General features: G+C 43.7%; 18 protein-coding genes. 9 read left to right on the top strand and 9 right to left on the bottom strand.

Features of this window, described 5'->3' with window-relative positions:
* Nucleotides 1–212: 212 nt before the first annotated feature.
* Together gppA and rhlB are read right to left on the bottom strand one after the other, a co-directional pair.
* Nucleotides 213–1,721 carry a guanosine-5'-triphosphate,3'-diphosphate diphosphatase gene (gene gppA / locus F9Y84_RS17335; RefSeq protein WP_147391396.1) on the bottom strand — a complete coding sequence of 503 codons (1,509 nt, stop codon included), beginning with the start codon at nt 1,719–1,721 and terminating at the stop codon, nt 213–215.
* A gap of 52 nt (nt 1,722–1,773) precedes the next feature.
* Nucleotides 1,774–3,051 (bottom strand): ATP-dependent RNA helicase RhlB, encoded by a 1,278-nt coding sequence (gene rhlB / locus F9Y84_RS17330; RefSeq protein WP_147391395.1) that lies wholly within the window; start codon nt 3,049–3,051, stop codon nt 1,774–1,776.
* 91 nt (nt 3,052–3,142) lie between these two features.
* Here rhlB and trxA point away from each other — a divergent pair, with 91 nt between their 5' ends.
* From trxA to F9Y84_RS17315, 3 genes are all read left to right on the top strand, one after another.
* Complete coding sequence (gene trxA / locus F9Y84_RS17325; protein WP_125253634.1) at nt 3,143–3,469, top strand: thioredoxin TrxA; 327 nt, start codon at nt 3,143–3,145, stop codon at nt 3,467–3,469.
* Between the two features lie 205 nt (nt 3,470–3,674).
* On the top strand, nt 3,675–4,934 hold the full coding sequence (rho, locus tag F9Y84_RS17320; RefSeq protein ID WP_147391394.1) for a transcription termination factor Rho: 1,260 nt from the start codon (nt 3,675–3,677) through the stop codon (nt 4,932–4,934).
* A gap of 299 nt (nt 4,935–5,233) precedes the next feature.
* Nucleotides 5,234–6,496, top strand: a complete 1,263-nt coding sequence (locus F9Y84_RS17315; RefSeq protein ID WP_147389208.1) for a methyl-accepting chemotaxis protein — start codon at nt 5,234–5,236, stop codon at nt 6,494–6,496.
* Here F9Y84_RS17315 and F9Y84_RS17310 read toward each other — a convergent pair.
* Nucleotides 6,493–9,330 (bottom strand): sensor histidine kinase, encoded by a 2,838-nt coding sequence (locus F9Y84_RS17310; protein WP_147389209.1) that lies wholly within the window; start codon nt 9,328–9,330, stop codon nt 6,493–6,495. The genes F9Y84_RS17315 and F9Y84_RS17310 overlap by 4 nt on opposite strands.
* 71 nt (nt 9,331–9,401) lie before the next feature.
* Here F9Y84_RS17310 and F9Y84_RS17305 point away from each other — a divergent pair, with 71 nt between their 5' ends.
* Nucleotides 9,402–9,986: a DNA-J related domain-containing protein gene (locus F9Y84_RS17305; RefSeq protein ID WP_147389210.1), complete on the top strand. Its 585-nt coding sequence runs from the start codon at nt 9,402–9,404 to the stop codon at nt 9,984–9,986.
* On the opposite strand, the gene dbpA is transcribed toward F9Y84_RS17305, so the two are convergent.
* Nucleotides 9,975–11,357: an ATP-dependent RNA helicase DbpA gene (gene dbpA / locus F9Y84_RS17300; protein ID WP_147389211.1), complete on the bottom strand. Its 1,383-nt coding sequence runs from the start codon at nt 11,355–11,357 to the stop codon at nt 9,975–9,977. The two genes, F9Y84_RS17305 and dbpA, sit on opposite strands and share 12 nt — an antisense overlap.
* Before the next feature lie 163 nt (nt 11,358–11,520).
* On the opposite strand from dbpA, the gene F9Y84_RS17295 reads away from it, so the two are divergent.
* Nucleotides 11,521–12,912, top strand: coding sequence for a M20/M25/M40 family metallo-hydrolase (locus F9Y84_RS17295; RefSeq protein ID WP_147389212.1), 1,392 nt, complete (start codon nt 11,521–11,523; stop codon nt 12,910–12,912).
* 91 nt (nt 12,913–13,003) lie between these two features.
* A complete protein-coding gene (locus F9Y84_RS17290) occupies nt 13,004–13,789 on the top strand; it encodes a tetratricopeptide repeat protein (RefSeq protein WP_128731206.1) in 786 nt (261 codons plus the stop codon).
* Here the strand turns inward: F9Y84_RS17290 and F9Y84_RS17285 are convergent.
* Nucleotides 13,786–16,398, bottom strand: coding sequence for a sensor domain-containing protein (locus tag F9Y84_RS17285; protein ID WP_147389237.1), 2,613 nt, complete (start codon nt 16,396–16,398; stop codon nt 13,786–13,788). The two genes, F9Y84_RS17290 and F9Y84_RS17285, sit on opposite strands and share 4 nt — an antisense overlap.
* A gap of 456 nt (nt 16,399–16,854) precedes the next feature.
* Between F9Y84_RS17285 and ubiD the strand changes: the two genes are divergently transcribed.
* From ubiD to F9Y84_RS17270, 3 genes are all read left to right on the top strand, one after another.
* Nucleotides 16,855–18,327 (top strand): 4-hydroxy-3-polyprenylbenzoate decarboxylase, encoded by a 1,473-nt coding sequence (gene ubiD / locus F9Y84_RS17280; RefSeq protein ID WP_125253627.1) that lies wholly within the window; start codon nt 16,855–16,857, stop codon nt 18,325–18,327.
* 77 nt (nt 18,328–18,404) lie between these two features.
* Nucleotides 18,405–19,118, top strand: a complete 714-nt coding sequence (gene fre / locus F9Y84_RS17275; RefSeq protein WP_147389213.1) for an NAD(P)H-flavin reductase — start codon at nt 18,405–18,407, stop codon at nt 19,116–19,118.
* 155 nt (nt 19,119–19,273) lie between these two features.
* Nucleotides 19,274–19,681: a CBS domain-containing protein gene (locus tag F9Y84_RS17270; RefSeq protein ID WP_147389238.1), complete on the top strand. Its 408-nt coding sequence runs from the start codon at nt 19,274–19,276 to the stop codon at nt 19,679–19,681.
* Between the two features lie 20 nt (nt 19,682–19,701).
* On the opposite strand, the gene add is transcribed toward F9Y84_RS17270, so the two are convergent.
* The 4 genes from add to hemC all read right to left on the bottom strand — a co-directional run bounded on the left by add (nt 19,702) and on the right by hemC (nt 24,686).
* A complete protein-coding gene (add, locus tag F9Y84_RS17265) occupies nt 19,702–20,697 on the bottom strand; it encodes an adenosine deaminase (protein WP_147389214.1) in 996 nt (331 codons plus the stop codon).
* Between the two features lie 132 nt (nt 20,698–20,829).
* The gene (locus F9Y84_RS17260; RefSeq protein WP_147389215.1) at nt 20,830–21,933 is read right to left on the bottom strand and encodes a heme biosynthesis HemY N-terminal domain-containing protein; all 1,104 of its coding nucleotides are present in this window, start codon (nt 21,931–21,933) and stop codon (nt 20,830–20,832) included.
* Nucleotides 21,930–23,747, bottom strand: coding sequence for a uroporphyrinogen-III C-methyltransferase (locus F9Y84_RS17255; RefSeq protein ID WP_147389216.1), 1,818 nt, complete (start codon nt 23,745–23,747; stop codon nt 21,930–21,932). The genes F9Y84_RS17260 and F9Y84_RS17255 overlap by 4 nt, the downstream gene beginning before the upstream one ends.
* On the bottom strand, nt 23,748–24,686 hold the full coding sequence (gene hemC, locus F9Y84_RS17250) for a hydroxymethylbilane synthase (protein ID WP_128731202.1): 939 nt from the start codon (nt 24,684–24,686) through the stop codon (nt 23,748–23,750).
* Between the last annotated feature and the right edge of the window lie 10 nt (nt 24,687–24,696).

Raw genomic sequence — 24,696 nt, 5'->3', positions numbered from 1 at the left:
CTTTCGAAGTATTCAAACTCAAGTTTTATTCGACTCCCAACTCGTTGGCTCGTTGCTTTTCAGCGCTGCTCCCCGTGTCGGTGGATGCGCATTATAGGGAGATCCGATTTAAGTGCAACCCTTTTTTTGAAGAAAATTGCAAAAAATACGTTGTTCGCACAGAAATCACTCTATCACTGTTGTTTTTGTATGTTTCACATACAAAAAGAGCGCTAAACGCGCTCTATTTTTAATTCCCAGCCAAATTGGGATAGGTAAGCTGCTTCTTGGACAAGCTCTGCTAGCATCAAGGGGTGAAGGGATAACCATGGATCAGGCATTTGCATAACCAAAGACTTTTTCTCTTTACTACTGGCTTGCACTGTCACCTTGGGTAGCACATCATCTTTTCTGCGCATAGAGAGTAGAACCCCCAAGCGCACTATGACACATAGCAGCTTAGTATACTCAAGATGACAACTTAGCTGCTCAAAATCTTTAGCAACCAGATCGGCTCTATGATTTTTGACTATAGCCACAATAATATCCTTTTGCGCTTTACTGTATCCAGGCATTGAGGTATTGGCCAAAATATAACCGCTATGTCTATGATACTGTTTATAGTCAATCAACAAGCCTATTTCGTGAAGGAATGCGATAGCCTTTGCTAAATGAAGGCAAGCTTGCTCATCGAGCTTCCAGCTCGACGATACTTGAGCAATGATCTCAGATACCACTTCGTAAACGCGCTGCGCCTGCTCGGTGTCAACATGATAACGTTGAGTAAAACCATCTAATGTACGTTGGCAGATATCAACAGCCTGAAAGTCAGGGATCATACTATAGAGCACTCCTTCACGAAGCGCCCCACCGGCAAGGCCCATTGATTGAATATCCAATGATTTGAATAGTGCAATCAAAATTGCCAGGCCCGAGACAAAGACCAAGCGACGCTCTTCGATTAACCCTGGCAAGCTAAGCGCCGCAACGGTTTTACATGTAATCGCTTTGAGCTTTACTTCTTCAAGTTTACTGAGAGTCAACTGTTCATTTTCGCCCATAGCAGCGAAAATCTCTTGGATCGCTTGAACAGTACCAGAGGCGCCGATAGCCAGCTCCCAACCTAGTTGCTTATACTCTGCTTGAATTGGTTGTATTACCTGCTTTGCAGCTCGCTCTGCTGCATCAAAGTTTTCTATACTTAATAAGCCGTCACTGAAGTATCTATCAAGGTATGTCACACACCCCATATTCAAGCTTTTATAAAGTAAAGCATTGAAGCCTTTGCCAATGACAACTTCAGTGCTCGCACCACCGATATCAATCACCAACTGCTTCCCTTGGCATGCTGAAGTGTGAGCTACACCTTTATAAATAGTTTTAGCTTCTGCTTCACCGCTTATCACATTTACCTGATGGTTAAGGATCTGCTGTGCTTTTTCGATAAAAACATTAGCGTTAACAGCTAAACGCAGCGTCGCTGTCGCGACAATACTCACATTTTTTGTTGGGATGTCCTGTAAACGCTCTGCAAATAGGGCTAGACATTCCCACCCTCTTTGCATTGCTTCCAACGATAATTCATTTTGGTCATTCAGCCCTGATGCCAGCCGTACTTTCCTTTTCACACGACCGATCGTATGGATACCGCCCGCCATATGCTTTGCTATCAACATATGAAAGCTGTTAGAGCCTAAGTCTATTACAGCGTAAATATCTTCCTTCGAAGCAGTCTTTGCCACTTTTAAAACCTCAATAAATCGCTTTAAGCGCTTACTACTTTACCGTCCAAGTTCACTTGGTTTGTGGCTTTCTATAGCCACCATTTCGGCGACCACCACGTTGTTTATTACCATTGTTGCCGTGCCCTGAGTGGCGGCGTTTATTTACTTGCGGAGCTCGTAAATCGCTCAATAGTGCTGTTTTGTCATAATGAGACACAGGAATTGCATGCTCTATGTATTCTTCTATCTCATGTAAGTTGTACGCATACTGCTCACAGGCGAAGCTGATAGCATGACCAGATGCACCTGCTCGACCCGTCCGACCGATACGGTGTACATAGTCTTCTCTATCATCTGGCAAGTCAAAATTGAAAACATGACTAACCTCTGGAATATGTAATCCACGAGCAGCAACATCCGTTGCAACTAAAAGATCAACATCACCACGTGTAAATTGCGCAAGGATTGACTGACGTTTCTTTTGATTTACATCACCGGTCAACAAACCCGCTCGATGACCATCTGCTTTTAGCCATTCATATACGTTTTCGCAGCTGTGTTTAGTATTAGCAAAAATAATCGCTTTCTCTGGCCACTCTTCCTCAATCAGGGTAAGTAGTAAAGGTATTTTGTCCTCAGTTGAAGGATGGAATAGCTCTTCTTGAATACGTTTACCCGTTTTGACATCCGGTTCAATTTGTACATGGATGGGATTTGTCATGTGCTCGAATGCCAACTCTTGCACTCGATATGACAGGGTTGCTGAAAATAGTAGGTTTAATCGCTCTTCACGACCTGGCATGCGATTGAACAAATAACGAATGTCTTTAATAAAGCCCAAATCAAACATTCGGTCTGCTTCATCGAGCACAACCACTTCGATATCATTGAGGTTATAAGCACCTTGCTTATAAAAATCGATCAAACGCCCTGTTGTTCCAATTAATATATCCGCGCCTTTTTCCAATTGCCCCCGTTGTTTTTCATAATCTTCGCCACCATATACAAGAGCGAGTTTAAGATTACAACGTGGCGCAATGACTTGCGCGTCCTTGTGTATTTGAATAGCCAACTCTCGTGTTGGTGCCATAATAATTGCACGAGGTTGCGTTTTTTTATCCTTCTTGGTCTGCAATAAGCGATGACAGGTCGCGGTCAAAAACGCAAGGGTTTTGCCCGTACCAGTTTGTGCTTGGCCTGCTATATCGCGGCCTTCACAGATGTAAGGTATACACTTTGCTTGGATTGGCGTACAAAATTCGAAGCCATTTTCCTGCAAACCGGCGACCACTTCCGGTGCTAAAGCAAAGTCATTGAATTTTTTATTGGTCAAATGTGTCTTAGTCATAGCAATAAAGCATAACGTTTAAACTTGCAATAAGAAACAAGAGTGTTTAAATACGCATTAAATATTTCGCCTAATTCTAACGGAGAGCGTAATGAGCGACAAAATTATCCAACTAACTGATGACAGCTTTGAGGCTGACGTAATCAAATCTGATAAACCTGTACTGGTAGATTTCTGGGCTGAATGGTGTGGTCCTTGTAAGATGATTGCGCCTATCCTTGATGAAGTTGCAGAGTCACATGGCGACCGTGTAGCGATTGGTAAACTAAACATCGATCAAAACGGTACGACTCCACCTAAGTTTGGTATTCGTGGTATTCCAACGTTATTACTATTCAAAGATGGTGCGGTGGCTGCAACTAAAGTTGGTGCTCTATCTAAGACTCAACTTATTGAGTTCCTAGAAAACAACCTATAATTCAGGTTGTTAGACATTCTGCGGCGTAACTGCCGCAGTTGTCGGCCTGATCTGTATCATTTTAAATAGAATAAAATTTGTATAAACACTGGACGACCCGACGCCTAGCTGCTAACTTATAAAGCCACAAACCTTTAAGCTTTATCAAATCAACCTCTCTCGTAAAACTAACGAGAATGACAACTGTAATAAAGAACCCACCAATATGCATTTACGCGAATTAAAAGACAAGTCAATCAATGAACTTGTAAAACTTGCTGAGTCCATGGGACTTGAAAACGTAGCTCGTTTAAGAAAACAAGATATTATCTTTGCTATTTTGAAAGCGCACGCGAAAAGCGGCGAAAATATATACGGCGGCGGTGTTTTAGAAATTTTACAAGATGGCTTCGGCTTTTTACGTTCTTCAGAAGCATCTTACCTAGCTGGCCCTGATGATATTTATGTTTCTCCAAGCCAGATTAGACGTTTCAGCCTGCGTACCGGTGACACCATCAGTGGTTTAATCAGACCACCAAAAGATGGCGAAAGATATTTTGCATTATTGAAAGTTAATGAAGTTAACTTCGATAAGCCTGAAAACTCTCGTACTAAGATCCTGTTCGAAAACCTAACCCCTATCCATGCCAACGAGCGTATGGTGATGGAAAGAGGTAATGGTAGTACAGAAGACATTACCGCTCGAGTACTAGACCTTGCGTCTCCAATCGGTAAAGGCCAGCGCGCACTTATCGTTGCTCCACCGAAAGCGGGTAAGACAATGTTGCTACAAAACATTGCACAGTCAATCACATACAACAATCCTGATGCGACATTGATGGTACTGCTCATTGATGAGCGTCCAGAAGAAGTTACTGAGATGCAGCGTCTTGTTCAAGGTGAAGTTATTGCCTCTACCTTCGATGAGCCTGCTAACCGTCACGTTCAAGTAGCAGAAATGGTAATAGAAAAAGCAAAACGCTTAGTTGAACATAAGAAGGATGTCATCATTCTACTTGATTCAATTACACGTCTTGCCCGCGCGTACAACACTGTTATCCCTTCATCAGGTAAAGTATTAACTGGTGGTGTTGATGCCTATGCTCTACACAAACCTAAGCGTTTCTTTGGTGCTGCGCGTAATGTTGAGGAAGGCGGTAGCTTAACCATCATCGCAACAGCGCTTATCGATACCGGCTCTAAGATGGATGAAGTTATCTACGAAGAGTTTAAAGGTACAGGTAATATGGAACTACACTTAAACCGTAAGATTGCGGAAAAGCGCGTATTCCCAGCTATCGACTTCAACCGCTCTGGTACTCGCCGTGAAGAGTTACTGACGAAAACTGATGAGCTTCAAAAAATGTGGATCTTGCGTAAGATTGTGCATGAAATGAGCGAGATCGATGCCATGGAATTCCTTATTGATAAACTTTCCATGAGCAAAACAAACGATGAGTTTTTTGACTCAATGCGTCGTAAGTAAGTAGACTCGTAGTCTTGTTTTTGAAAAGCCAGCTTATGCTGGCTTTTTACGTTTCTGGTTCGCCAACTTCCTGTTTTTGTTCTATACCTACCACATGCTATAAAAATTTATCGGCGTGACTATACCAATTTGACTTAATACTTGCTCAATTTGAAGGAGTAAATCTGACGCTAACAGCGTTAAAAATTTTGCTATTTAGAACAACTAAATAGCAAAATTTTTGCCTCGTTATCGACAAGATTTTCTCGCCTCAAAATAGACCACTTAATTAAGCAAATTGGTATTATCTAGGGACAAACATGAAGCTTGGTCGTACTATTGCAGCTATAACAGCGTTTAATCTCGTTTCTGTCAGCCTGGCAATGACACTGCTCACCTCTACAATCATGCAAATTATGGTGATATTTTCTGCGCTGCTGTGCAGTGCTTTTGTCCAGCTTCAGTTACTCAAAAACATTGCCTCGGCTGAGCAGCATATGGATCACCTTGTCAGCAATTTCATGCATGACAACTGCGTTGACTTAACTTATCGATTTGATGAAAAAAGCCAAAAAACGCCCAAGCCCTGCTTGTTAATGAATGACTGCTTTGCTGTAATTGAGCACATTATCAGTGAGGTTTACGCATCTTCAGCTCGACTGCACCCGATGGCAGATAGTTTACGAGACACGTATGCGTCGATGACACAAAAAGCCACCTTACAGCATACGCACGGTGAATATTTAGCCACTTCGATTCAGTCCATGCTGGAGATATCGGCACGTTTAGATACCAGTTTAGAGCAAATTTATACGTCTGTTGAAAATGCCACTATAGCGGTGAAGAAAACCCGAGTAGATACAGACAAAAGCCAAGATAGCTTGCTTATCCTCGCTGAAAATATAAAAAAAACCAGTGAACAAATTGAGATCCTCAAAACTGATAGTAATGAAATAAGCTCTGTTCTTGAAGTCATAAATGGTATTGCTGAGCAGACAAACCTGCTAGCCCTAAACGCTGCAATAGAGGCTGCTCGGGCAGGTGAGCTTGGCCGAGGCTTTGCCGTAGTAGCTGATGAAGTTAGAAATCTTGCAGCAAGAACCAGCCACTCTACAAGGGAGGTTAGCCAAGTTATTAGTAAAATCCAATCCGGGACAGATTCTGTCTATGCTTTAATGCAGGCCGCACTCAAAGAGACAGACAACACCGTCAAGCTCAGCGAAGCTTCGACAAAAGAGGTGGATGAAATCGAAAATGCGATGTTGTTTATCAATGAGATGTCTCACGATATTCATCAGCAAGTAGGTGAACAAAAACAAGCATCAGATGCCGCACAAGAAAGTATAGAGTCCGTTGTGTTACTCAACTCAGATGCACTATCCAGCACAAAGATACAAGCAGTTTCTAATCAAGATCTTATTGCTCTGTCACAAAGCATCCATGAAAAGTTGTCAATTTTTAAAATCTCTGACTTTACCCCCGAGCTTGACCTAAGAAAAGATACCTCTCGACTCACCACAGTTAGCGACAAGCATAACAAGGATACACCAGAAGATGACTCTGGCGACATTGAGTTATTTTAAGACGCTAACGATTCTTGAGACTTGAGCTGATCACATAGCGCCAAGAATAGGGATTGATACTGTGATTCACTTTGGTGCTTAAGTGCCTTTTCAAACTCAATTGCAATGCTTGCCAATTCTGGGAATTCGAACATAGAAGCGGCTCCCGCTAACTTATGGCAACTCGCTTGCAGCGCAACAAAGTCTTTATTTTGCCAAGCATCAATCAATAAATACCGCTCTTGTTCAAAAGTACTGGCAAAGCTATCGCGCAGATCGGTGAGATCAATATTAATCGATTGCTGTGTACTGCTCGCATATTCGCTACTTAGATGAATATTAAGTATGCTTAATAGCTCGTTTTTATTAATTGGTTTGCCAATATGGCCGTTAAAGCCCGAATCAATATATGACTTTACTTCCTCTGTGAGCACATTTGCCGTTAGCGCATAAATGGGCCCTGAGTATCCCGCTGAACGAATAATATTTAACGCTTCCACCCCATCCATCCTCGGCATCTGAATATCCATTAGCACAAGATCTGGAAAGTCGCTTAAGCACTGCTCAACCGCCCTCGCGCCATTTTCTGCTACCGTCACCGTAGCACCTGTACGCTCAATCATACGTGAAAATAACTGTCGATTTTCTGCATGATCTTCAACTACCAACACGTTCCCTGACAGTAGAGGTTGTGCCTGTTGTGGCTGCTGAATATCAGTGACTGTCGAGTTAAGATAAACAGTACAGGGGATAAAGAATGAGAAGGTACTACCAAGCTCTAGTGCACTTTGCACTGTGATTTCACCATTCATCATGTTGGCCAGCTGGCTAGATAAACTCAATCCGAGGCCAGAACCACCAAAACGTCTAGTTATACTATTGTCTGCTTGCTGAAAGCTCTCAAAAATTCGCGCTATTTGCTGCTCATTCATGCCTATCCCAGTATCTACAACCTTAAACTGCAATCCATGCGGCACTTCCGAAACGCTAAACTCTATGCGACCTTGCTCTGTAAATTTCAGTGCATTGCTCAACAGATTTATTAATATCTGTTTTACTCGAATATAATCCAGCCTGACATAAGCCTTACTTCTCACTTGATCGCAGACAATAAACTCCAGTTGCTTACTGTGGATGTTCTGTTGAAACATATCACATAAATCAGCCACTAAGCTTGAGACTGAAAATTCAGTCGCTTCAAGCGCCAACCGTTCAGCTTCGATACGGCTTAGATCTAAAATATCATTGACTAAATCTCTTAAGTGGAGGCCTTGATTGTAGATAGTTTGCACGGATGCTTGCACCTGAGTACCGAGGTCCTGCTCTGCAAGTAAGTCTTCAGCGTGACCCAGCACTGTAGTCAGTGGCGTTCTAATCTCATGACTCATATTAGCTAAAAACTGGCTTTTAACTTGGTTCGCAGCTCTAAGCTCATCTGCCTTTTGTTGCAGCTCTGACGTCCTAAGCGCCACTTTTTGACTGAGTTCCAACTTTGCTTTTTGTTCTACTTTACGACGATATAGTGCAAAAGCAGTGAGCAGAGTAAGTACAGCAATAATACCACCGAGTAATAGCAACTGACTGCGCTGCTCTTCTTTAAGTCGTTGTAGCCTTTGCTCTTGTTTTAGCACTTCGACTTCACGACTCAGTTCACTGGCTTCATATTTAGCCCGATAGTCATTTAAGCGTTTGAGCACATCTTCATTCATCAAACGCTTTTGTGCTTCTATATTTTGCGAGTCATAGTTTCTTGCCTTATCGATATTACCTCTAGCAGCTTCAATTAACGCGAGTAGTCGCAATGCTGTGCGTTCTTTTTCTTGTTCATGCATGGTTCGACTTGCTATCAAACTCTGCTCGGCATTCGTGAAAGCATCTTCCAACTTACCTTGAGCAAACAATATCTTCGCCAATACAAACTGTGCTTCCATTAGGTTTGCTGGATTTTTTGCTTTTTCCGCATAATAAAGCGCAAAATTGGCGTTCTTTTCACCCTCTTCCAGCTGCCCTAGTGAATAACTTAGCAATGCAAGATTGACATACTCATAGGATAAATGTCTGACATCATTCTTGGCCTCATAGTAATCAATCGCTGCTAGATAGGAGGCTTGAGCCATTTCAGGCCGCTTAGTTTCGGTATACAACACGCCCAAATCAGCATGGGCCAATGCTGCACCATATTCATCGTTTAATTGGTTAAAGGCTTGAAGTGCTGTAAGTAGCATGCTTTCAGCTTTTTCATAAGCAGCTTGGCGAATATAGACACCTGATATATTTAGCAAAATATCAGCATGATCTTGTGCACTTCCAAACTCTTGATACAGCTCATCCGCTTTCAAATAGTGCTGCAATGCCAAGTCTAGTGAAAAGTTTTTGAAATAAGCTAAGCCAAGGTTACTGTGTAAGTTAGCAGTTTGTATTGGCATATCTCTTTGCTCTGCTAATGCCAAAGCACGAGTATAAAAATCAATAGCTTGTTGGTAATGGCCGAGGTAAAAATTACTGATACCTTGTAGCTTAACCGCTTTGAAGTGATTGTCACTCAGTACTTTTGTTCTAGTAGCAAGTTCCAATTGAGATAAGTAATTTAGAGCGTCTTTAAATTGATTGCTATCATAAGCAGCTTTACTTAAGCTTACAAGTACGTCTATTTTGGCCGCACCATTTAAAGTCGGCTCACGAAGCAACTCCATACCTAATATTTGCATGTGTTGCCAATCTGCACTGCGCTTCATTTCAATAATTCGCTCAGATAGGCTGGCATTATTTAAAGTTGCTTGTGCATTGAATGTAGCGGAGAAACAAACGAAATAGGCGATCGCAGACCAAGACGTAATCTGCCCCAATAAATTCATTGCTGCTCTCCATTGCTTATCATTTACTCTGCGTGGTAGTGTGAAGATACACCAAGACTCATGAGGCGACAATGTTCAATCCGCTTACAGATGTTATTTTTAGACTAATTTGTCAAAAGAGGTCTTGGAAAGTCCATACCATTGCAGCAGAACTGTTATCACAACAGATACTTCCTCGCTTGGATAAAGATGATAGTAAAGACTTGTTTAAACGAAACTTCCTAATTATGAATGCACTGTATCAATTGCAGCAAGAGCTTATTAAGGATGGCCAGTACTTGCATATTGAAGCGCTGAATATTCACCTCTCACCACTTTGCGATAACCATCAACTCGCACAACATGACCCTCTCAGGAGCTACTATTTAGATTGGCAGCACTATGAAACAAGTAGTGAAGAGGTGAGTCAACTCCTAGATAGCTTCTGGCGCAAATTTGCATCTACAAATGCTGGGCAGCCATACGCAGTCTCTAGTCATGAACTGGTAGGCATCATCATCAAGTGGCAATTACCAAAAGATTACGACCGTAAACAACTAAGTAGAACATGGAGAAAGCTAGCATTTGCTCACCACCCAGATAAGTCAGGTGATGAGGAAACGTTTAAATGCTTAATGAATGAATACGAAATACTTAAGCACGCCCTAAGCACGTAGTGCCTTATAACGCTTATTCTTGATCTTACTGTTATTAAGCTTGCGCAGTGCAGGCTTTGCAGCTTCACGTTTTACCGCGACAAATGCCTGAACGTCATATATATTAATTTTACCTATTTGCTTAAAGCTTATGCCGTCTTCACCAGTTAAACAACCAACAATATCTGCTTTTCTCAGTTTCTGCTGCTTGCCCCCCTCAATCATTAAGGTAACCATATTAGATTTATAAGCTGGTTTTTCTAACAGTGAATGACTCGGTAAAGTGCCATGCTTTAGTGCCTGACCATAGAGCTCAATAAGCTGATCCACTTTAAACGTCTCTTTTTCACCATACAGTGACAGTGCGACGCCTTTATGCTCTCCTCGACCTGTGCGCCCCACTCGGTGCACATGTGTTTGAGGTTCTAGTGCCAAATGATAATTAATGACCAGTTCAACTTCATCTACATCTAGCCCTCTGGCTGCTACATCCGTTGCCACCAGTATATTGGCACTTTTATTTGCAAAGGTAAGCAAAGACCACTCTCGTTCTCCTTGGTCTAAGTCTCCATGTAATTCAACACATGCGAGCCCGGTCTGACGCAGTTCTTCAAATAATCGCTTAGTCTCAGCTTTAGTATTACAAAACACAATACAGCTCTGAGGTTGGTGCTGCATCAATAAAACTCTCAGGGCGTTAAAGCGCATTTTATTATTATCTAATCGATAGAAGGTTTGCTTAATACTGTGATGCACCTGTTCTTCTTGTGCTTCAACCAGCTCCGGCGAGCGCATATATTGCGTCGCCAACTTCATGATTTTATCTGGATAAGTTGCACTAAACATCAGAGTTTGTCGCATTTGCGGCAGGTACATTGCTATGCTTTCTAACGTTTCAGTAAAGCCCATATCCAGCATTTGGTCAGCTTCATCAAACACTAGGGTCTGCACTTCTGTCAGTATGAGTGAGCCGTTCAGTACATGCTCTTCCACTCGACCAGGCGTACCAACGATAATATGAGCACCATGCTGCAGTGACCTCATTTGTGGTTCAATAGACACCCCACCACATAGTGTTTGTACTTTCACGTTACCGATCATTGCTGCCACACTTTTAATCTCTTGTGCTACCTGATCGGCCAGCTCTCTGGTTGGGCACAGTACGAGTGCTTGCGCATCATTGGTCTGTAGCTGTAGCTTATTTAATATAGCTAATGCAAAAACCAACGTTTTACCTGAACCCGTCTTCCCTTTAACAACCAAGTCTTGCCCTTCAAGCACTGGCTGTAAGCTAGCAGATTGCACGGCCGTTGGTATGACATAGTTAAGATCGATAAGGCGTTTTGCTAAGGCTGGGTTTAAAGGAAGTTGAGAAAAAGAGGTTATCGACACTGTGCTTTCCTATTCGCTATCTTAATCTAGCATTTTATACCAATTACATAGATTCTCTAATCGCTTATTGCCATTGCTGTCAATTTCATCACCGTAATAATCGGATTTATACGCCAATATATGCTTTAATTCTTGCGCACATTTCATTTTATCAAGGATCATCATGAAGTTTAGATCACTACTGGTAGCTGTCTTGACGATGAGCTTAAGCTCGGCACTTCAAGCCCAAGAGTTCAGCGAACAGCAACTGGCGCAGGTTAAGCAAGTTAGAGAAGCGGCAAGTCAAAGCAATCTGAGCTGGCAACTGTTAACGTCGCTGACTACGGAAGTTGGACCAAGATTACCAGGTACTGAAAACGATAAAAAAGCAGTTGCCTGGGCAAAGAAACATTTGGAGCAACTAGGCTTTGACAAGGTTTGGGTCGAAGAAGCGACTTTCCCAGAGTGGCGTCGCTACCATGAGTCAGCAAAAATTCTTCTACCAAGTGAGCAACCACTACACCTTACAGCACTGGGAAATAGCATTAGCACGCCAACTGAGGGGTTAAGCGCTGAGGTGGTACTGTTTGAAACATTAGATGAACTCATTGCAGCACCCGCTGGCAGCTTAAATGGGAAAATAGCCTTCATTAACTACCGTATGAACCGCGATATAGATGGCAATGGTTACGGCCCTGCTGTCAGAGCCCGTAATAGTGGTGCTGTTGAAGCTGCAAAAAAAGGTGCCATTGCGTATATGATGCGTTCCGTAAGTACTAGCCACCATCGCTTTGCTCACACCGGAGGTAGCCACTATAAGACTGGGGTAACCAAGATCCCTGCAACGGCTGTTGCCAATCCAGATGCAGATCAATTAGCACGACTTATTAATGCCGGTCACGACGTGAAGGTATCACTGAATATTCAAACTGAAGATCTGGGACAAGGTACTAGTTACAACGTCATTGGTGAGTTTACAGGGACTGAATTTCCTGCACAATATGTGCTGATCGGTGGTCACTTGGATTCTTGGGATTTGGGCACTGGCGCTTTGGATGATGGTGCAGGTGTTGCGCTTACCATGGCTGCTGCCAAGCATATTGCCGATGTTAAGCGTCCAAAACGTAGTATTCGTGTCGTGTTATTTGCCGCTGAAGAGCTAGGCCTTTGGGGTGCAAAAGCATACTTTAAAAAACATAAAGCAGACCTAGATAACATTGTTGCAGCAGCTGAGTCCGACTTTGGGGCGGATGTGGTGTATGCGTTTGAGTCCAATGTGAATGCAGCGTCATTACCAGTGGTACGAGAAATCGCAGCGCAGCTAGCACCTTTAGGTGTGAAATACATAGGTAAAAATAGCGCACATGGTGGGCCTGATCTTATCCCGCTAAAAAATAGCACCTCGGCGCCTATTTTTGCACTGCATCAAGATGGCACAGATTATTTTGATTACCATCATACCGCAGACGACACACTTGATAAGGTCGATCCAGCCAAGTTGAAACAGAATACTGCGGCTTACGCCGTTTTTGCTTTGATGGCGGCAGATGCCAAAACCAAGATGGCGGGGAAATAAACTTTTACACTTATAAGGGACAAGTAGGCTTGTTCCTTTCTCATCTATTGTCTATTTTAACAACACCTTTTGATGCAATTATAATTAGTATATGGAAATCAAAAACTTATTATTTTCGGTTTATGACACACTCTTCGACTTTATCAGTCGCAATAAGCTGGTTGTCACCGTGTTTATCGCTTTAACTGTTTGCCTTTACTTTTACCACCGACAGCAACAGGAAATCTCTAGTTATCGTTCTTTATTAAACGCACCTGAGGTGGATGATATTATTATCTTTGATACTGCAAAACGGTCTCAGCACCTTTATGAACCAGCTTTCCAAGTGCTGCAAGTTACCGCATTATCCGATGACTATATAGAAGTAAAAGCAGGTGCATTTACCTACCGTACCATGCGCAATATTACCCGTGATATTCGTGTCAGTATGCTAATGACAGACCGCTACTTTAAACCACAAAAGCAGACTCTAGAAAAAAGTAAATTACTGGATTTACTAGATAATGAAACGATAATGTCAGTCTATCGCCCTGTTGGTATTCATGTTTTAGGCGGCGTAGTCAGGCCAAGATTTAAAAAGCCTAAACCGCTTTACCATGGGCCAAACATTTCGGCACAAAACCAAGATGCGATTCGAGCTTATCATCGAGAAGAATTTGAAGCCGCAAGACAGGGGTTTGCCGATACAGCTAAATCTGGCAATCCATGGGGACAATATAACTACGCAACTATGCTACGTGATGGTGAAGGAGGTGTTAAAGATATTCCAGCGGCAATCCATTGGTTACAGCTTTCCGCAAAGCAAGGAAATCACAAGGCCAAAGCTGCGTTAGATACGCTGTGTAAAACCCATCACTGCCAGACTACGAATAACTAGTTGTGGTTTTGCTTATGATAGGCAGTTGTCAGTATATTTTCTTCAAAGTCCGACTGGTTTAACGGCTTAGAGTGAAAATATCCTTGTGTCATATCACATAGCAACCCTTTTAAGAACATGCACTGAGCTGGAGTTTCGACCCCTTCAGCGATGACTTTCAGATTGAGTTTATGTGCCATCAAAATAATAGCACTAACTAACGCTTTGTCCTCTTCGTCTTCAGGCAGATCGCGGATAAAAGTTCTATCTATCTTCAACTTAGATAAGGGGAATCGCTTTAAATAGCTCAAAGAGGAGTACCCCGTTCCAAAGTCGTCAATAGCCAGCTCGACTCCCAACGCTCGCAGCGCCTTTAACTGTGCCAATATTTTATCTGAATTATCAACTAACACCGATTCGGTAATTTCTAATGTCAGATACTTTGCTTCCAGTTTTGTGTCTCTCAATACTTTTTTGACAAGCTCAACCATATCTTGACGTTTAAATTGAATGCTGGACACATTAACCGCAATAAAAAGAGGATTGCCATAATTGTCTTGCCATGCTTTAGCCTGTGAACAAGCATGATAAAGCACCCATTCACCGATGGGTAAAATAAGGCCTAATTCCTCGCATACCGGAATAAACTGCTCAGGAGAAACATGTCCTAATAATTCACTTTTCCACCTCAGTAATACCTCGCAGCCCACTACTTCTGCGCTGCCTAGTTGGGCGAAAATCGGTTGGTATACTAATGATAACTCTCTGTTTGACAGCGCTTTGTGTAAGGCGCTTTCCAGCACACTTCTTGCCTTTGCATGTTGGTGCATAACCGAGGTATAAAATTGGAAGCAGTCACGACCATGATCTTTTGCTTTATACATCGCACTGTCGGCATTGCGCAATAGCACTTTACGATCAGCCCCGTCATCAGGGTACAAAGTGATCCCCATACTGCCGGACACATAGGCCTCATGTCCCTCCAAATGGAATGGGTTTGCCAATGCCCGCAATATTTTTGTCGCGATATGCTCCAAGTCACTAATTGAGCTGACATCTTGCAGTAGCAATGCAAACTCATCGCCACCGAGACGCGCTACCGTGTCAGAACTGCGGACGCACTTATGGATACGACTTGCTGCTTCTTTTAGCAATAAATCACCGATATGATGACCAAGGGTATCATTAACTGCTTTGAATCGATCGAGATCGATAAAGCAAATCGCAATCCGTTCGTCTAATTGCGCAGCGCGCTTTAGCGCTAGGTCAAACTTCACATGAAAATGATGACGATTGGCCAGCCCCGTCAAACTATCAAAGTTAGCCTGCTGCCACATTAGCTGCTCATTGCGCTTTCTAGACGTAATATCACTGAAAAGCGCAACATACATATCAATTTCTCGCGCTTCGTTAAATACAGAAGACACTTGTAGCCAACTTGGATAAATTTCGCCGTTTTTACGCTTGTTCCAAATTTCCCCTTCCCAATGACCTTTATGAATTAAGTCTTCATACAATCCGTTGAAAAATCTATCATCATGCCTGCCTGAATTTAATAATGACGGTGTCTGGCCGATAACTTCGTCTACGCTGTAGCCGGTGATCTCAGTAAAGGCACGATTTACCATCTGAATATGATTGTGTTTGTCGGATACCAGCACACCTTCTGATGTTGTGGCAAATACTGTGCTGGCTAAGCGTTGCTCACGTTCATTCTCAAGCTCTAGGGTAATATCTTGTATAACGTAGATAAACCCGAGCCTAGCCTGATTTTCACTCACAACAGGTGCACACAATACCCTTACGTTTAAATAGTCAAAGCGCTCATCTAACTTACACTCTATCGTGCCTTCTTCTAATAGGCGCTCTGAATCCAGCACGTCAAATAAGGTATAGATAGATTGGGATTTTAAACTATCAAACTCTCCCAACTCTTTTAGTACCGCGCCATTCACGGCCTCTATGTGATGGGTTTCATCAGTAAAAACCAAGTAGGCGTTAATGCTATCGAAGATAGCACTAAGCTTTGCCCCTTGCGCTTGTGAGCGCTGATTAGAACGCTTAAGCCTCACCAATACTGCCATCAACACCGCCATAGAGAGGATCAAAACCGCAATTACGGCTGTTAGCAGCACCACTTGTACCATATTGGCTTGCTTGATCTTCTCCGTCTGCAACAGGACTTGTTGCTCAAGGTTAGCTTGATAGTGCCATAGGTCTTGTTGTAATTTGCGCTGCTCGCTCATGTCTTGAATGATTGACAGTAACTTGGGGTTGCCATTTAAGTCTTCAAAAGGTGTGGAATGCACGCTCACCGTTTTTATGCTGCCATCGGCGATTTGATGCTGAAAGATAAAGTAATTACGCCCCTCATTTAATGCGGCTTGACGCTCATTAGCAACTTGTTCGGCAGTAAATAAGTTGATGTCTTGAATAGCTTTACGCTCTAACGTTGCCTCACTATAACCATAAAACGCTGCTGCTGATTTATTGGCATCTACAATTTTACCTGTGGCAGGGTCAATGATTAGCATCACAGCACTATGGTTGGAAAAAGTATAATATGGCAGCTCAGTTGCACCTGCGCCCAAGCAAACAAGCGACAGCAGACATCCAAGCATTTTCGACAACAACTTCAAACTCTGACCCCTTAGGATATCGATTTATCTAACTGCAGCAGCTATAGAGCAAAGGGCATGTGAGCGACATCTTACACCAACTGCGCTTAAAATTCGCTCCATGTAAGGGAGTAAACCCAACGCAGACTGCGTTAACTTTGGCATTAAGTACCCTATACTTTGGATAAATGATGCTTTTTTAGCAGCCAGTTTTAGCGTATTCCTTATCCAAACCTCAGGCCATGTAGACTTTTGTTTTTTTCATGAAAAAAAACTCAACACACTCGTCTTTAGATAACAATTTATACACCTGACCAAACCAACTGACAAGACGGTGCATTCTGAAAATATGGTCTAATTCGCAATAATGTCAATTTGCTTGCTAAACCATTTACGCTTCCAACTCGTACAGCTAGGAAAAATATACTTAGTTGATATACTAAACCAAACTTAACTCATAGTGCGCCAATGAAATACCAAGACTTACGTGATTTTATAAAACAGCTTGAAAAGCAAGGGGAACTTGTTCGCGTCACCCAGCCTATTTCTACTAAACTAGAAATGACTGAGATTGCCGACCGAACGCTTCGTGCCGGCGGCCCCGCCATTTTATTTGAAAACCCTATCGGCTTCGATATTCCCGTTTTAGCCAATCTTTTTGGTACCCCGAAACGTGTTGCTATGGGTATGGGGCAAAATGATGTCAACGAGCTAAGAGAGGTTGGCAAACTGCTCGCGTTTTTAAAAGAGCCTGAGCCACCCAAAGGGATTAAAGAAGCTCTGGGTCAAATACCGGTATTTAAACAAGTGTTAAATATGCCCGCCAAAGAGGTAAAAAAAGCCCCATGTCAGGAGGTTGTACTTAGTGGTGATGAAGTTGATTTAACCAAGCTACCTATCCAGCACTGTTGGCCCGGTGATGCTGCACCTTTGATTACTTGGGGCTTAACGGTTACCAGAGGCCCTTATAAAAAGCGCCAAAACTTAGGAATTTACCGTCAGCAACTACTCGGTAAAAATAAAATAATCATGCGCTGGCTCTCACATCGAGGTGGCGCACTAGACTTTCAAGAGTGGTGTAAAGAGCACCCGGGCGAACCATACCCGGTCTCAGTTGCACTGGGCGCCGATCCAGCAACTATTTTAGGCGCCGTTACGCCGGTGCCGGATACTCTGAGTGAATACGCATTCGCAGGGTTGCTGCGTGGTAGCAAAACTCAGGTCGTCAAATCTATCTCGAACGAACTTCAAGTTCCAGCAAGTGCCGAAATCGTCTTAGAAGGATATATTCAACCGGGCGAGCTCGCGCCAGAAGGTCCGTATGGCGACCACACCGGTTACTATAATGAAGTAGATGACTTCCCTGTGATGACGGTCACTCATATTACCCATCGTAAAGATCCAATTTACCACAGTACGTATACTGGCCGTCCACCTGATGAACCAGCGATTCTTGGTGTTGCCCTTAATGAGGTATTTGTTCCCATCCTACAAAAGCAGTTTCCAGAAATCGTCGATTTTTATCTTCCACCAGAAGGCTGCTCGTACCGTATGGCGGTCGTCACCATGAAAAAGCAGTATCCGGGGCATGCTAAACGCGTCATGATGGGAGTATGGTCTTTCCTACGTCAGTTTATGTACACCAAGTTTGTGATTGTTTGTGATGATGACGTCAATGCAAGAGATTGGAATGATGTGATCTGGGCTATTACCACCCGCATGGATCCTGCAAGAGACACCACCCTAGTTGAAAGCACACCTATTGACTACCTAGATTTTGCTTCGCCTGTGTCAGGACTTGGTTCCAAAATGGGCATGGATGCCACAAACAAGTGGCCAGGAGAAACTGACCGCGAGTGGGGGGAGCCTATTGTGATGGATCCTACGATAAAACAACGTGTTGATGAAATCTGGGACAGTCTCGGGATAGACATCAAATGACATATATCATCTAACATTGTTCACTTAGCTATGCTAGAGTGCACAGACTTTAGCCACGTGCTTAATAAAGGTAAGGTATGCAAGTATTAGCAGCAGAGGTTGTTTCTATTACACCTCTTACAGAATTTGTTCACAAAGTTATTTTAAAACCTGAAGAGACAGTCAAGTTTGAAGCCGGTCATTATCTGCAAGTCGTACTTGGAGAAAAAGACAAGCGCGCTTTTTCTATCGCCAGTAGCCCATCGACTCAAGATCAACTGGAATTACATATCGGTGCCTCTGGTGCAGACTCTTATGCCATGCAATCTTTAGAGCACCTACGTCAGGCATTTGATACCAAGCAAACCGTACAGTTAGAGGTGGGTCTTGGCATCTCGCAGTTACGCACGGATCAAAACCGCCCAGTAGTATTACTGGCGGGCGGCACAGGATTTTCTTACGTAAAATCAATGGCTGACTATCTGGCTGAAACGGGATACGACCAACCCGTACTGTTTTACTGGGGCGTAAAAGAAGAGTCAGCACTTTATGCAAAAGCAGAAATGGAAGCTTGGGCATCATCCAACAAACACTTTCAATTTATTCCTGTAGTAGAAAATGCCAGCGATGCTTGGCAAGGCCATCGCGGCTATGTACATCAAGCTGTGATGAAAGATATTGTTTCGTTAGAGCCATACAGCATCTATATGGCTGGGCGCTTTGACATGATTGGCATCGTGCGTGATGATTTTATCAACCATGGCGCAGAGCGTGAGTTTATGTACGCAGATGCCTTCGCGTTTATTAAGTAACCAGAACTAAGTTATTTAATAGCAATTTATTCAATGTGTGACTGGTCGTCAGTCACACATTGAAAAAACAGAACAAACCAATCAAAACAATCCATTTTACCAAAAGTCACTCGCCCGCTATTCTCTTCGTACACACAAAGACCGCGAGAAGTATGATGAGTAAACTCTATGTTCGTGACATTATGTCACCCGATTTTCCAGCACTAACCGCTGACACTGAACTTACTGATGCCATTACTTTGCTGCAAAAGCATCATTTAATTGGTGCTCCTGTGGTAGATACACAGCGTCATCTGGTTGGATTTGTATCAGAACAGCAAATGCTCAAGCCTTTGCTTAATTCCAGCTACTTTTGCGATGGTAAAGTGCAGGTAGGAGATTTACTGGCAACGCCTGCCCTGAGTGTTGAAGCTGCAACAACCGTTGTCGACCTAGCACAGCGAATGCAGCAAAATAACCCTAAGGTTTATCCTGTCATAAACGAAGGTAAAGTCATAGGAATTGTGACGCGTAGCCAAGTGGTTGCGGCACTCAAAGAAAGTTATCTTAGCTGTGCGGGATAATCCCACACAGCTAGTTCAATTTAGGCTTCCTTTGCAAGTAAGGCTTTTTTATCGGCCTCACTTAAAAAAGCAATCTCAACTGCATTGCGCTGCGCTTTATGGATATCACTCAAGTCTAGACCTGCCGCCGCAGCTGCATGGCTATACTCGTTATCTAGCTCAATACCTTGAACCGCAGGATCGTCAGTATTGATGGTTGCCAACACGCCATGATCTAAAAATGCTTTTAACGGATGCGTGGTTAAGCTTTCGACAGTGCTTGTTTGGATGTTACTGGTTAGGCAAGACTCGATCCCGATACGATTATCACGTAAATAGTCCATCAGAGCAGGGTCATGGATTGCTTTAACTCCGTGACCGATACGTGTTGCACCAAGCTCCTTAATAGCTTGCCAGATACTTACCGCGCCCTCAGCTTCGCCAGCATGCACGGTCACACCAAGATAAGCATCACGAACCTGTTTGTAATGTTCAATAAACAGCTCGCCAGGGAAGCCCAGCTCGTCACCCGCGAGGTCAATCGCAACTAACTGCTCCTTAAAGGCAAGTAGCGCGTCTAGCTCATATTGGCATTTCTCAACACCAAATGTGCGTGACATAATGCCAATCAGGTTAACCTGAATGTCTTGACCCTTGACTGCACTTTGCACTCCGTCGACTACGGCTTCAACCACGCCCTGCGGGTGTAGATTATGGGTTTTTGCCATGTAGTAAGGGCTAAACCTTAACTCAGTGTAATCAATACCTTGTGCAACTGCGTCGGCAACATTTTCCACTGCAATACGGCGACAAGCACCGTAGTCACCTAGTACCTTTACACCCCAATCTAGTTTTTCAAGAAACGCCATGAGGTTGGGGGCATTGTCTAACACTTGCACATGGGGGCGCAGGCTTTCAATATCTGTAGCAGGGAGTTCCATATTAAACTGCTGGCCAAGTTCTAAAATCGTTGTCGCACGAACGTTACCATCTAAGTGGCGATGTAAATCTAATAGCGGAAGTGTGTTATTGATCATAAGAGGCTCGATTTGCAGTTAAAATTTTTGGGATCATACGCACCTAACCTAAGATAGCAAGGACAAATGTCAGTCTTGAGTATAGCTAACTTTAATACAAAAAAGCCTGCACATCGCTGGGCAGGCTGTTTGTTACGATTTTGCGATTAAATACGCTTTTTCGTAGGTATGTATTTTTTCGTAGGCGAGCTGAGCTTGTTTACTCCAGCGCGCTTCCCATGGGTGGGCACTTAATGAGTCAAAAATCTTAGCGGCGAGTTCATAATCCGCTTCTGCGTTACAAAGGCACGCAAGTGCAAACAATAGCTCTTTATCATCAGGGTGCTTCTTCAACTGTTGTTGTAAGGCTAATTTAAGCTCTGCGTTAGCCTGTGTATTGTATTGCAGATATTCAGCCAATTGATGATATTGACCCTGCTTCAATAACTTCTTCAAGTCTCCAGTGACTTCTGCAATACGCCCCTGTTGTAACTTAACTTTGGTTAGCGCAGGTACTGCATGTGCCTTTACAGCTTTAGGTAGCATATTAAACAAAGTGTCAGCTTGTTCTGGTGTGGCTGTAAACAAGCGCTCAAACAGAGTTTGCCACTGTGCATCACTCCAATTTAGCTTTTTATGCCACTTTGCAATTTGTGTCGTGGCTTGTTCAGACTGCTGCGCCTCAACACATGCTGCAATATACCCACTTAGCACCGCAGCGGTTGGCTTCGCCGCTGACATTTTGTCATCTAATAAAGCCAACGCTTGCTCACTATTATTGGCTTCAAGCCACAGCGTCGCAAGCTGTCCTTGGTTATCATCGGATATCGCTTCTAACTCAGTATTGGCTTTAACAATATCCCCTTGCTTCAAAGCTGCTTTTGCAGCGATGGCGCGAACATAGTCTTGACGCTCATCTGGCTGCGGCGTTTTTGCTAACAACGTTGCGGCTTGCTCTACTTCACCATTAATTAATAGCCACAAGCTTTCATCCCAAGCTTGCTGCGCTTTTAATTTACGCTTTCTTGAAAAGTGACCTTTGGTATTTATTAGGTGACGCCACGACCAACGCACTATCTTACCCAGCAACACTAAAGCTGTGATAGCGAGTAATAACAAGATAGTGAAAGACACTATGCTGCCTTCAATCGTAGTTTGATTGAAGGAGATAAGCACATAGCCTTTTTCATCAATCAGTAGATGGCTCGCAGCTAAGGCAATGAAAATGAGTACGAAAGTAATGATTTTTGCCATCATTTGAGCCACCCCTTCACAGCCGCAGGCGTTGCTAGTTCAACAGAATCTTGGCGTTGCACTTCGCTGCGGCTTAGTTTGTGCAGCGCCTGTTGCATCGCATTCACCGAGGGGTGCTGGGTGTCAAAATAACGCGCCAGTGTTTCGGCTGCACCATCAAGGGCACTAAAATAAATGCCTGCTTGTTGATCCATTAGTGCCGTTTGCGCCTGAGTCAAATAAGCACGTAGCTGAGCGCGAATAAGTAGCTGTTCATTCTTATCAAGGAGCGGGTCGATGATCACTTCGTCATGATGGCGTATGGTAATAAAGTCATCAACTAATCTCTGCCAAGAGCGCTGTAAGTTTGCTTTCCAATCATCAACCTGTTGCGATAACACAGCGTCTTCACTCACACTCGTTTGGGGGATCTGTTTGGTTTTAATCGTTAGCACGTCAACCTGAGACAGCAAGCCATGAAGCTCGAAATAGAGCGACTCTGTTTGTGGTTTGGGCAAAGCTTTCAAGGTAGCAATGTCGGTGGCAATCGCCTGTTTCACCACTGCGGTGTTGGACTCAGACGCTAAGCTCTCTAACAACCGCTCAAGGATAGCAACAGCACCAAGGTAATCTTGTTCTGCTGCAACCTTAAACGTAGCTAAGCGCTGTAAATATAAAGCTTCTGAGGCAACTGCACCACTTACTTGCTGCTGCGCCTTAGCAAGCGTCTGCATAAGCTGTGTATCCACATTTTGCTGTTGCTCAGCCAATCGCTTTGTGACATCACCTTGCAGCGAGTCGAGCACTTTTTCTACCCGCTGAAGTTGTGATTTAGCGCCATTCAATTGTGTACTTAGGAGCTGATTTTCCGCGCTAATTGCTTGATTAGCCAATAATGTTTGTTGCAACTGTTGTTGTTGCTGTAGATAAACATAGCCAGCACCAGTACCACTACCAAGCGCGACGAGTAACGCCAAGAGCGCAACCTTACTCACTCTTGTTTTTGCTTGATGTGATGCGACCGTTTGCTCAACTGCTCTTTGTGTTTGCTGAGTATTTGTATGCTTTGTTTGCGATTCAGACTGAGTCATTTTGCGCCCTTGCTGCCTGGTATAGTCGATGATACTCCCTGCGATGGCACGATTATCAGGGCCATGACATACCACAATTTGAGACTGTTCAATGTTATAGGATTGCTGTACATGCTCAGCAATACGTTGGCTCACAACAAAGAAAGTACGCTGAGCCAACCAATCTTTACTTGCTGACGACTGCGTATTAAAAATCGCATCCGCTGCACTGTTACTGGTAATGACTATACCTTCAATCTGCTGGCTTCGCCAGTGGTCTAACCAGCTATCCGAGGTATCCTTTACCGCTGTGCGCTCATACACCGCCAAGCTATCAACGATGGCACCTCTTGCTTTGAGGGTTTGGGCAATAACGGGACGCCCACTTTTGCCTTTAACCAACAATACACGTTTACCCTCAACCGACGACAGCTGCCGAAGTGCAAGCAACCCTTCAGAGTCTGGTTGCTTAGGATATTTAGCCTTGATATTAAGAGTTTGCTGTATAGCATCGGCCGTGCCTTCACCAACAGCAAAGGCTGCGCAATGCCCCGCTAATGGTACTGCTAATTGGCTAAAATAGCGCACTGCATCTGGTGATACGAAAATGGCTAACTCGGCTTCATGTATCATCGCCTGAGCCGCGTCACTAACCGCGACTTCATTTAACCTTAGTACAGGGCAAATCACAGAGCTTATCTGCTGCTGTGACAATAACCCAGATAACGGCTCAGATTTTCCAACAGGTCGAGTCAGCGCAACTTTCATTTAAGCGTCCTTATAAACCTCAGCTAAAATCTTGTCTGCTCCTTGTGCAAGTAACGATTCGGCGAGTTGAATGCCAAGTTGCTCAGCCTCTGCGACAGTACCACGGCACTCACCACGCAAGATTTCACTACCATCAATTGCACCGACTAGACCTCGTAAGTGTACTTGATCACCCGAAACTTCAGCGTACGCACCGATTGGAACCTGACAGCCCCCCTCTAAACGACGGTTCATTGCTCGCTCAGCAAGTACACGAATGCGCGTGTCAGTATGTTCAAGTGGTGCTAAAAAGGCTTTGGTCTGTGCATCATTGCTACGACACTCAATGCCCACCGCGCCTTGACCATTTGCCGGTAACGAAGCTTCAGGCTCAATATAGCTTGCGATTCTATCAATCATTTCTAGACGGATAAGTCCCGCTGCGGCCAAAATAATGGCATCAAACTCACCGGCGTCCAACTTGGCTAGGCGGGTGTTCACATTCCCCCTCAAGTCCTTAATTACCAGATCAGGACGTGCCGCTCGAATTTGACACTGGCGTCGTAAACTAGAAGTGCCCACTATTGCACCTTTTGGTAGCTCTGCCAGTGACGCATAAGTATTAGATACAAACGCATCCCTTGGGTCTTCTCGCTCACAAATAGTGTGCAGTTCTAGCCCTTCAGGAAAATCAACAGGCACGTCCTTCATTGAGTGCACAGCAATGTCAGCTCTGCCCTCTAACATTGCCTGCTCCAGCTCTTTTACAAAAAGCCCTTTACCGCCGATCTTGGCCAAAGGTGTATCTAAGATTTTGTCGCCTTTCGTCGACATTGGCACAAGCTCTACTTTTAAGTTTGCATGGTGTTTTTCAAGTTCAGCTTTTACAAACTCAGCTTGCCAAAGCGCTAACGCGCTTTTACGAGTCGCAATACGTAATACGGAAACTTGTTCTGTCATGATTTGCCTT

Source organism: Pseudoalteromonas peptidolytica (assembly GCF_012641745.1).
Taxonomy (GTDB): domain Bacteria; phylum Pseudomonadota; class Gammaproteobacteria; order Enterobacterales; family Alteromonadaceae; genus Pseudoalteromonas; species Pseudoalteromonas peptidolytica.
This window is presented reverse-complemented; position numbering and strand designations above follow the sequence as displayed.

Excerpts from the sequence above, each read along its gene's own strand:
- F9Y84_RS17260 (WP_147389215.1), bottom strand. The coding sequence starts at position 21,933 with ATGATGGCAAAAATCATTACTTTCGTACTCATTTTCATTGCCTTAGCT.
- F9Y84_RS17295 (WP_147389212.1), top strand. The coding sequence starts at position 11,521 with ATGAAGTTTAGATCACTACTGGTAGCTGTCTTGACGATGAGCTTAAGC.
- rho (WP_147391394.1), top strand. The coding sequence starts at position 3,675 with ATGCATTTACGCGAATTAAAAGACAAGTCAATCAATGAACTTGTAAAA.
- ubiD (WP_125253627.1), top strand. The coding sequence starts at position 16,855 with ATGAAATACCAAGACTTACGTGATTTTATAAAACAGCTTGAAAAGCAA.
- F9Y84_RS17270 (WP_147389238.1), top strand. The coding sequence starts at position 19,274 with ATGAGTAAACTCTATGTTCGTGACATTATGTCACCCGATTTTCCAGCA.
- fre (WP_147389213.1), top strand. The coding sequence starts at position 18,405 with ATGCAAGTATTAGCAGCAGAGGTTGTTTCTATTACACCTCTTACAGAA.
- F9Y84_RS17305 (WP_147389210.1), top strand. The coding sequence starts at position 9,402 with ATGTTCAATCCGCTTACAGATGTTATTTTTAGACTAATTTGTCAAAAG.
- F9Y84_RS17290 (WP_128731206.1), top strand. The coding sequence starts at position 13,004 with ATGGAAATCAAAAACTTATTATTTTCGGTTTATGACACACTCTTCGAC.
- F9Y84_RS17310 (WP_147389209.1), bottom strand. The coding sequence starts at position 9,330 with ATGAATTTATTGGGGCAGATTACGTCTTGGTCTGCGATCGCCTATTTC.
- F9Y84_RS17255 (WP_147389216.1), bottom strand. The coding sequence starts at position 23,747 with ATGAAAGTTGCGCTGACTCGACCTGTTGGAAAATCTGAGCCGTTATCT.
- rhlB (WP_147391395.1), bottom strand. The coding sequence starts at position 3,051 with ATGACTAAGACACATTTGACCAATAAAAAATTCAATGACTTTGCTTTA.
- F9Y84_RS17315 (WP_147389208.1), top strand. The coding sequence starts at position 5,234 with ATGAAGCTTGGTCGTACTATTGCAGCTATAACAGCGTTTAATCTCGTT.
- add (WP_147389214.1), bottom strand. The coding sequence starts at position 20,697 with ATGATCAATAACACACTTCCGCTATTAGATTTACATCGCCACTTAGAT.
- trxA (WP_125253634.1), top strand. The coding sequence starts at position 3,143 with ATGAGCGACAAAATTATCCAACTAACTGATGACAGCTTTGAGGCTGAC.
- hemC (WP_128731202.1), bottom strand. The coding sequence starts at position 24,686 with ATGACAGAACAAGTTTCCGTATTACGTATTGCGACTCGTAAAAGCGCG.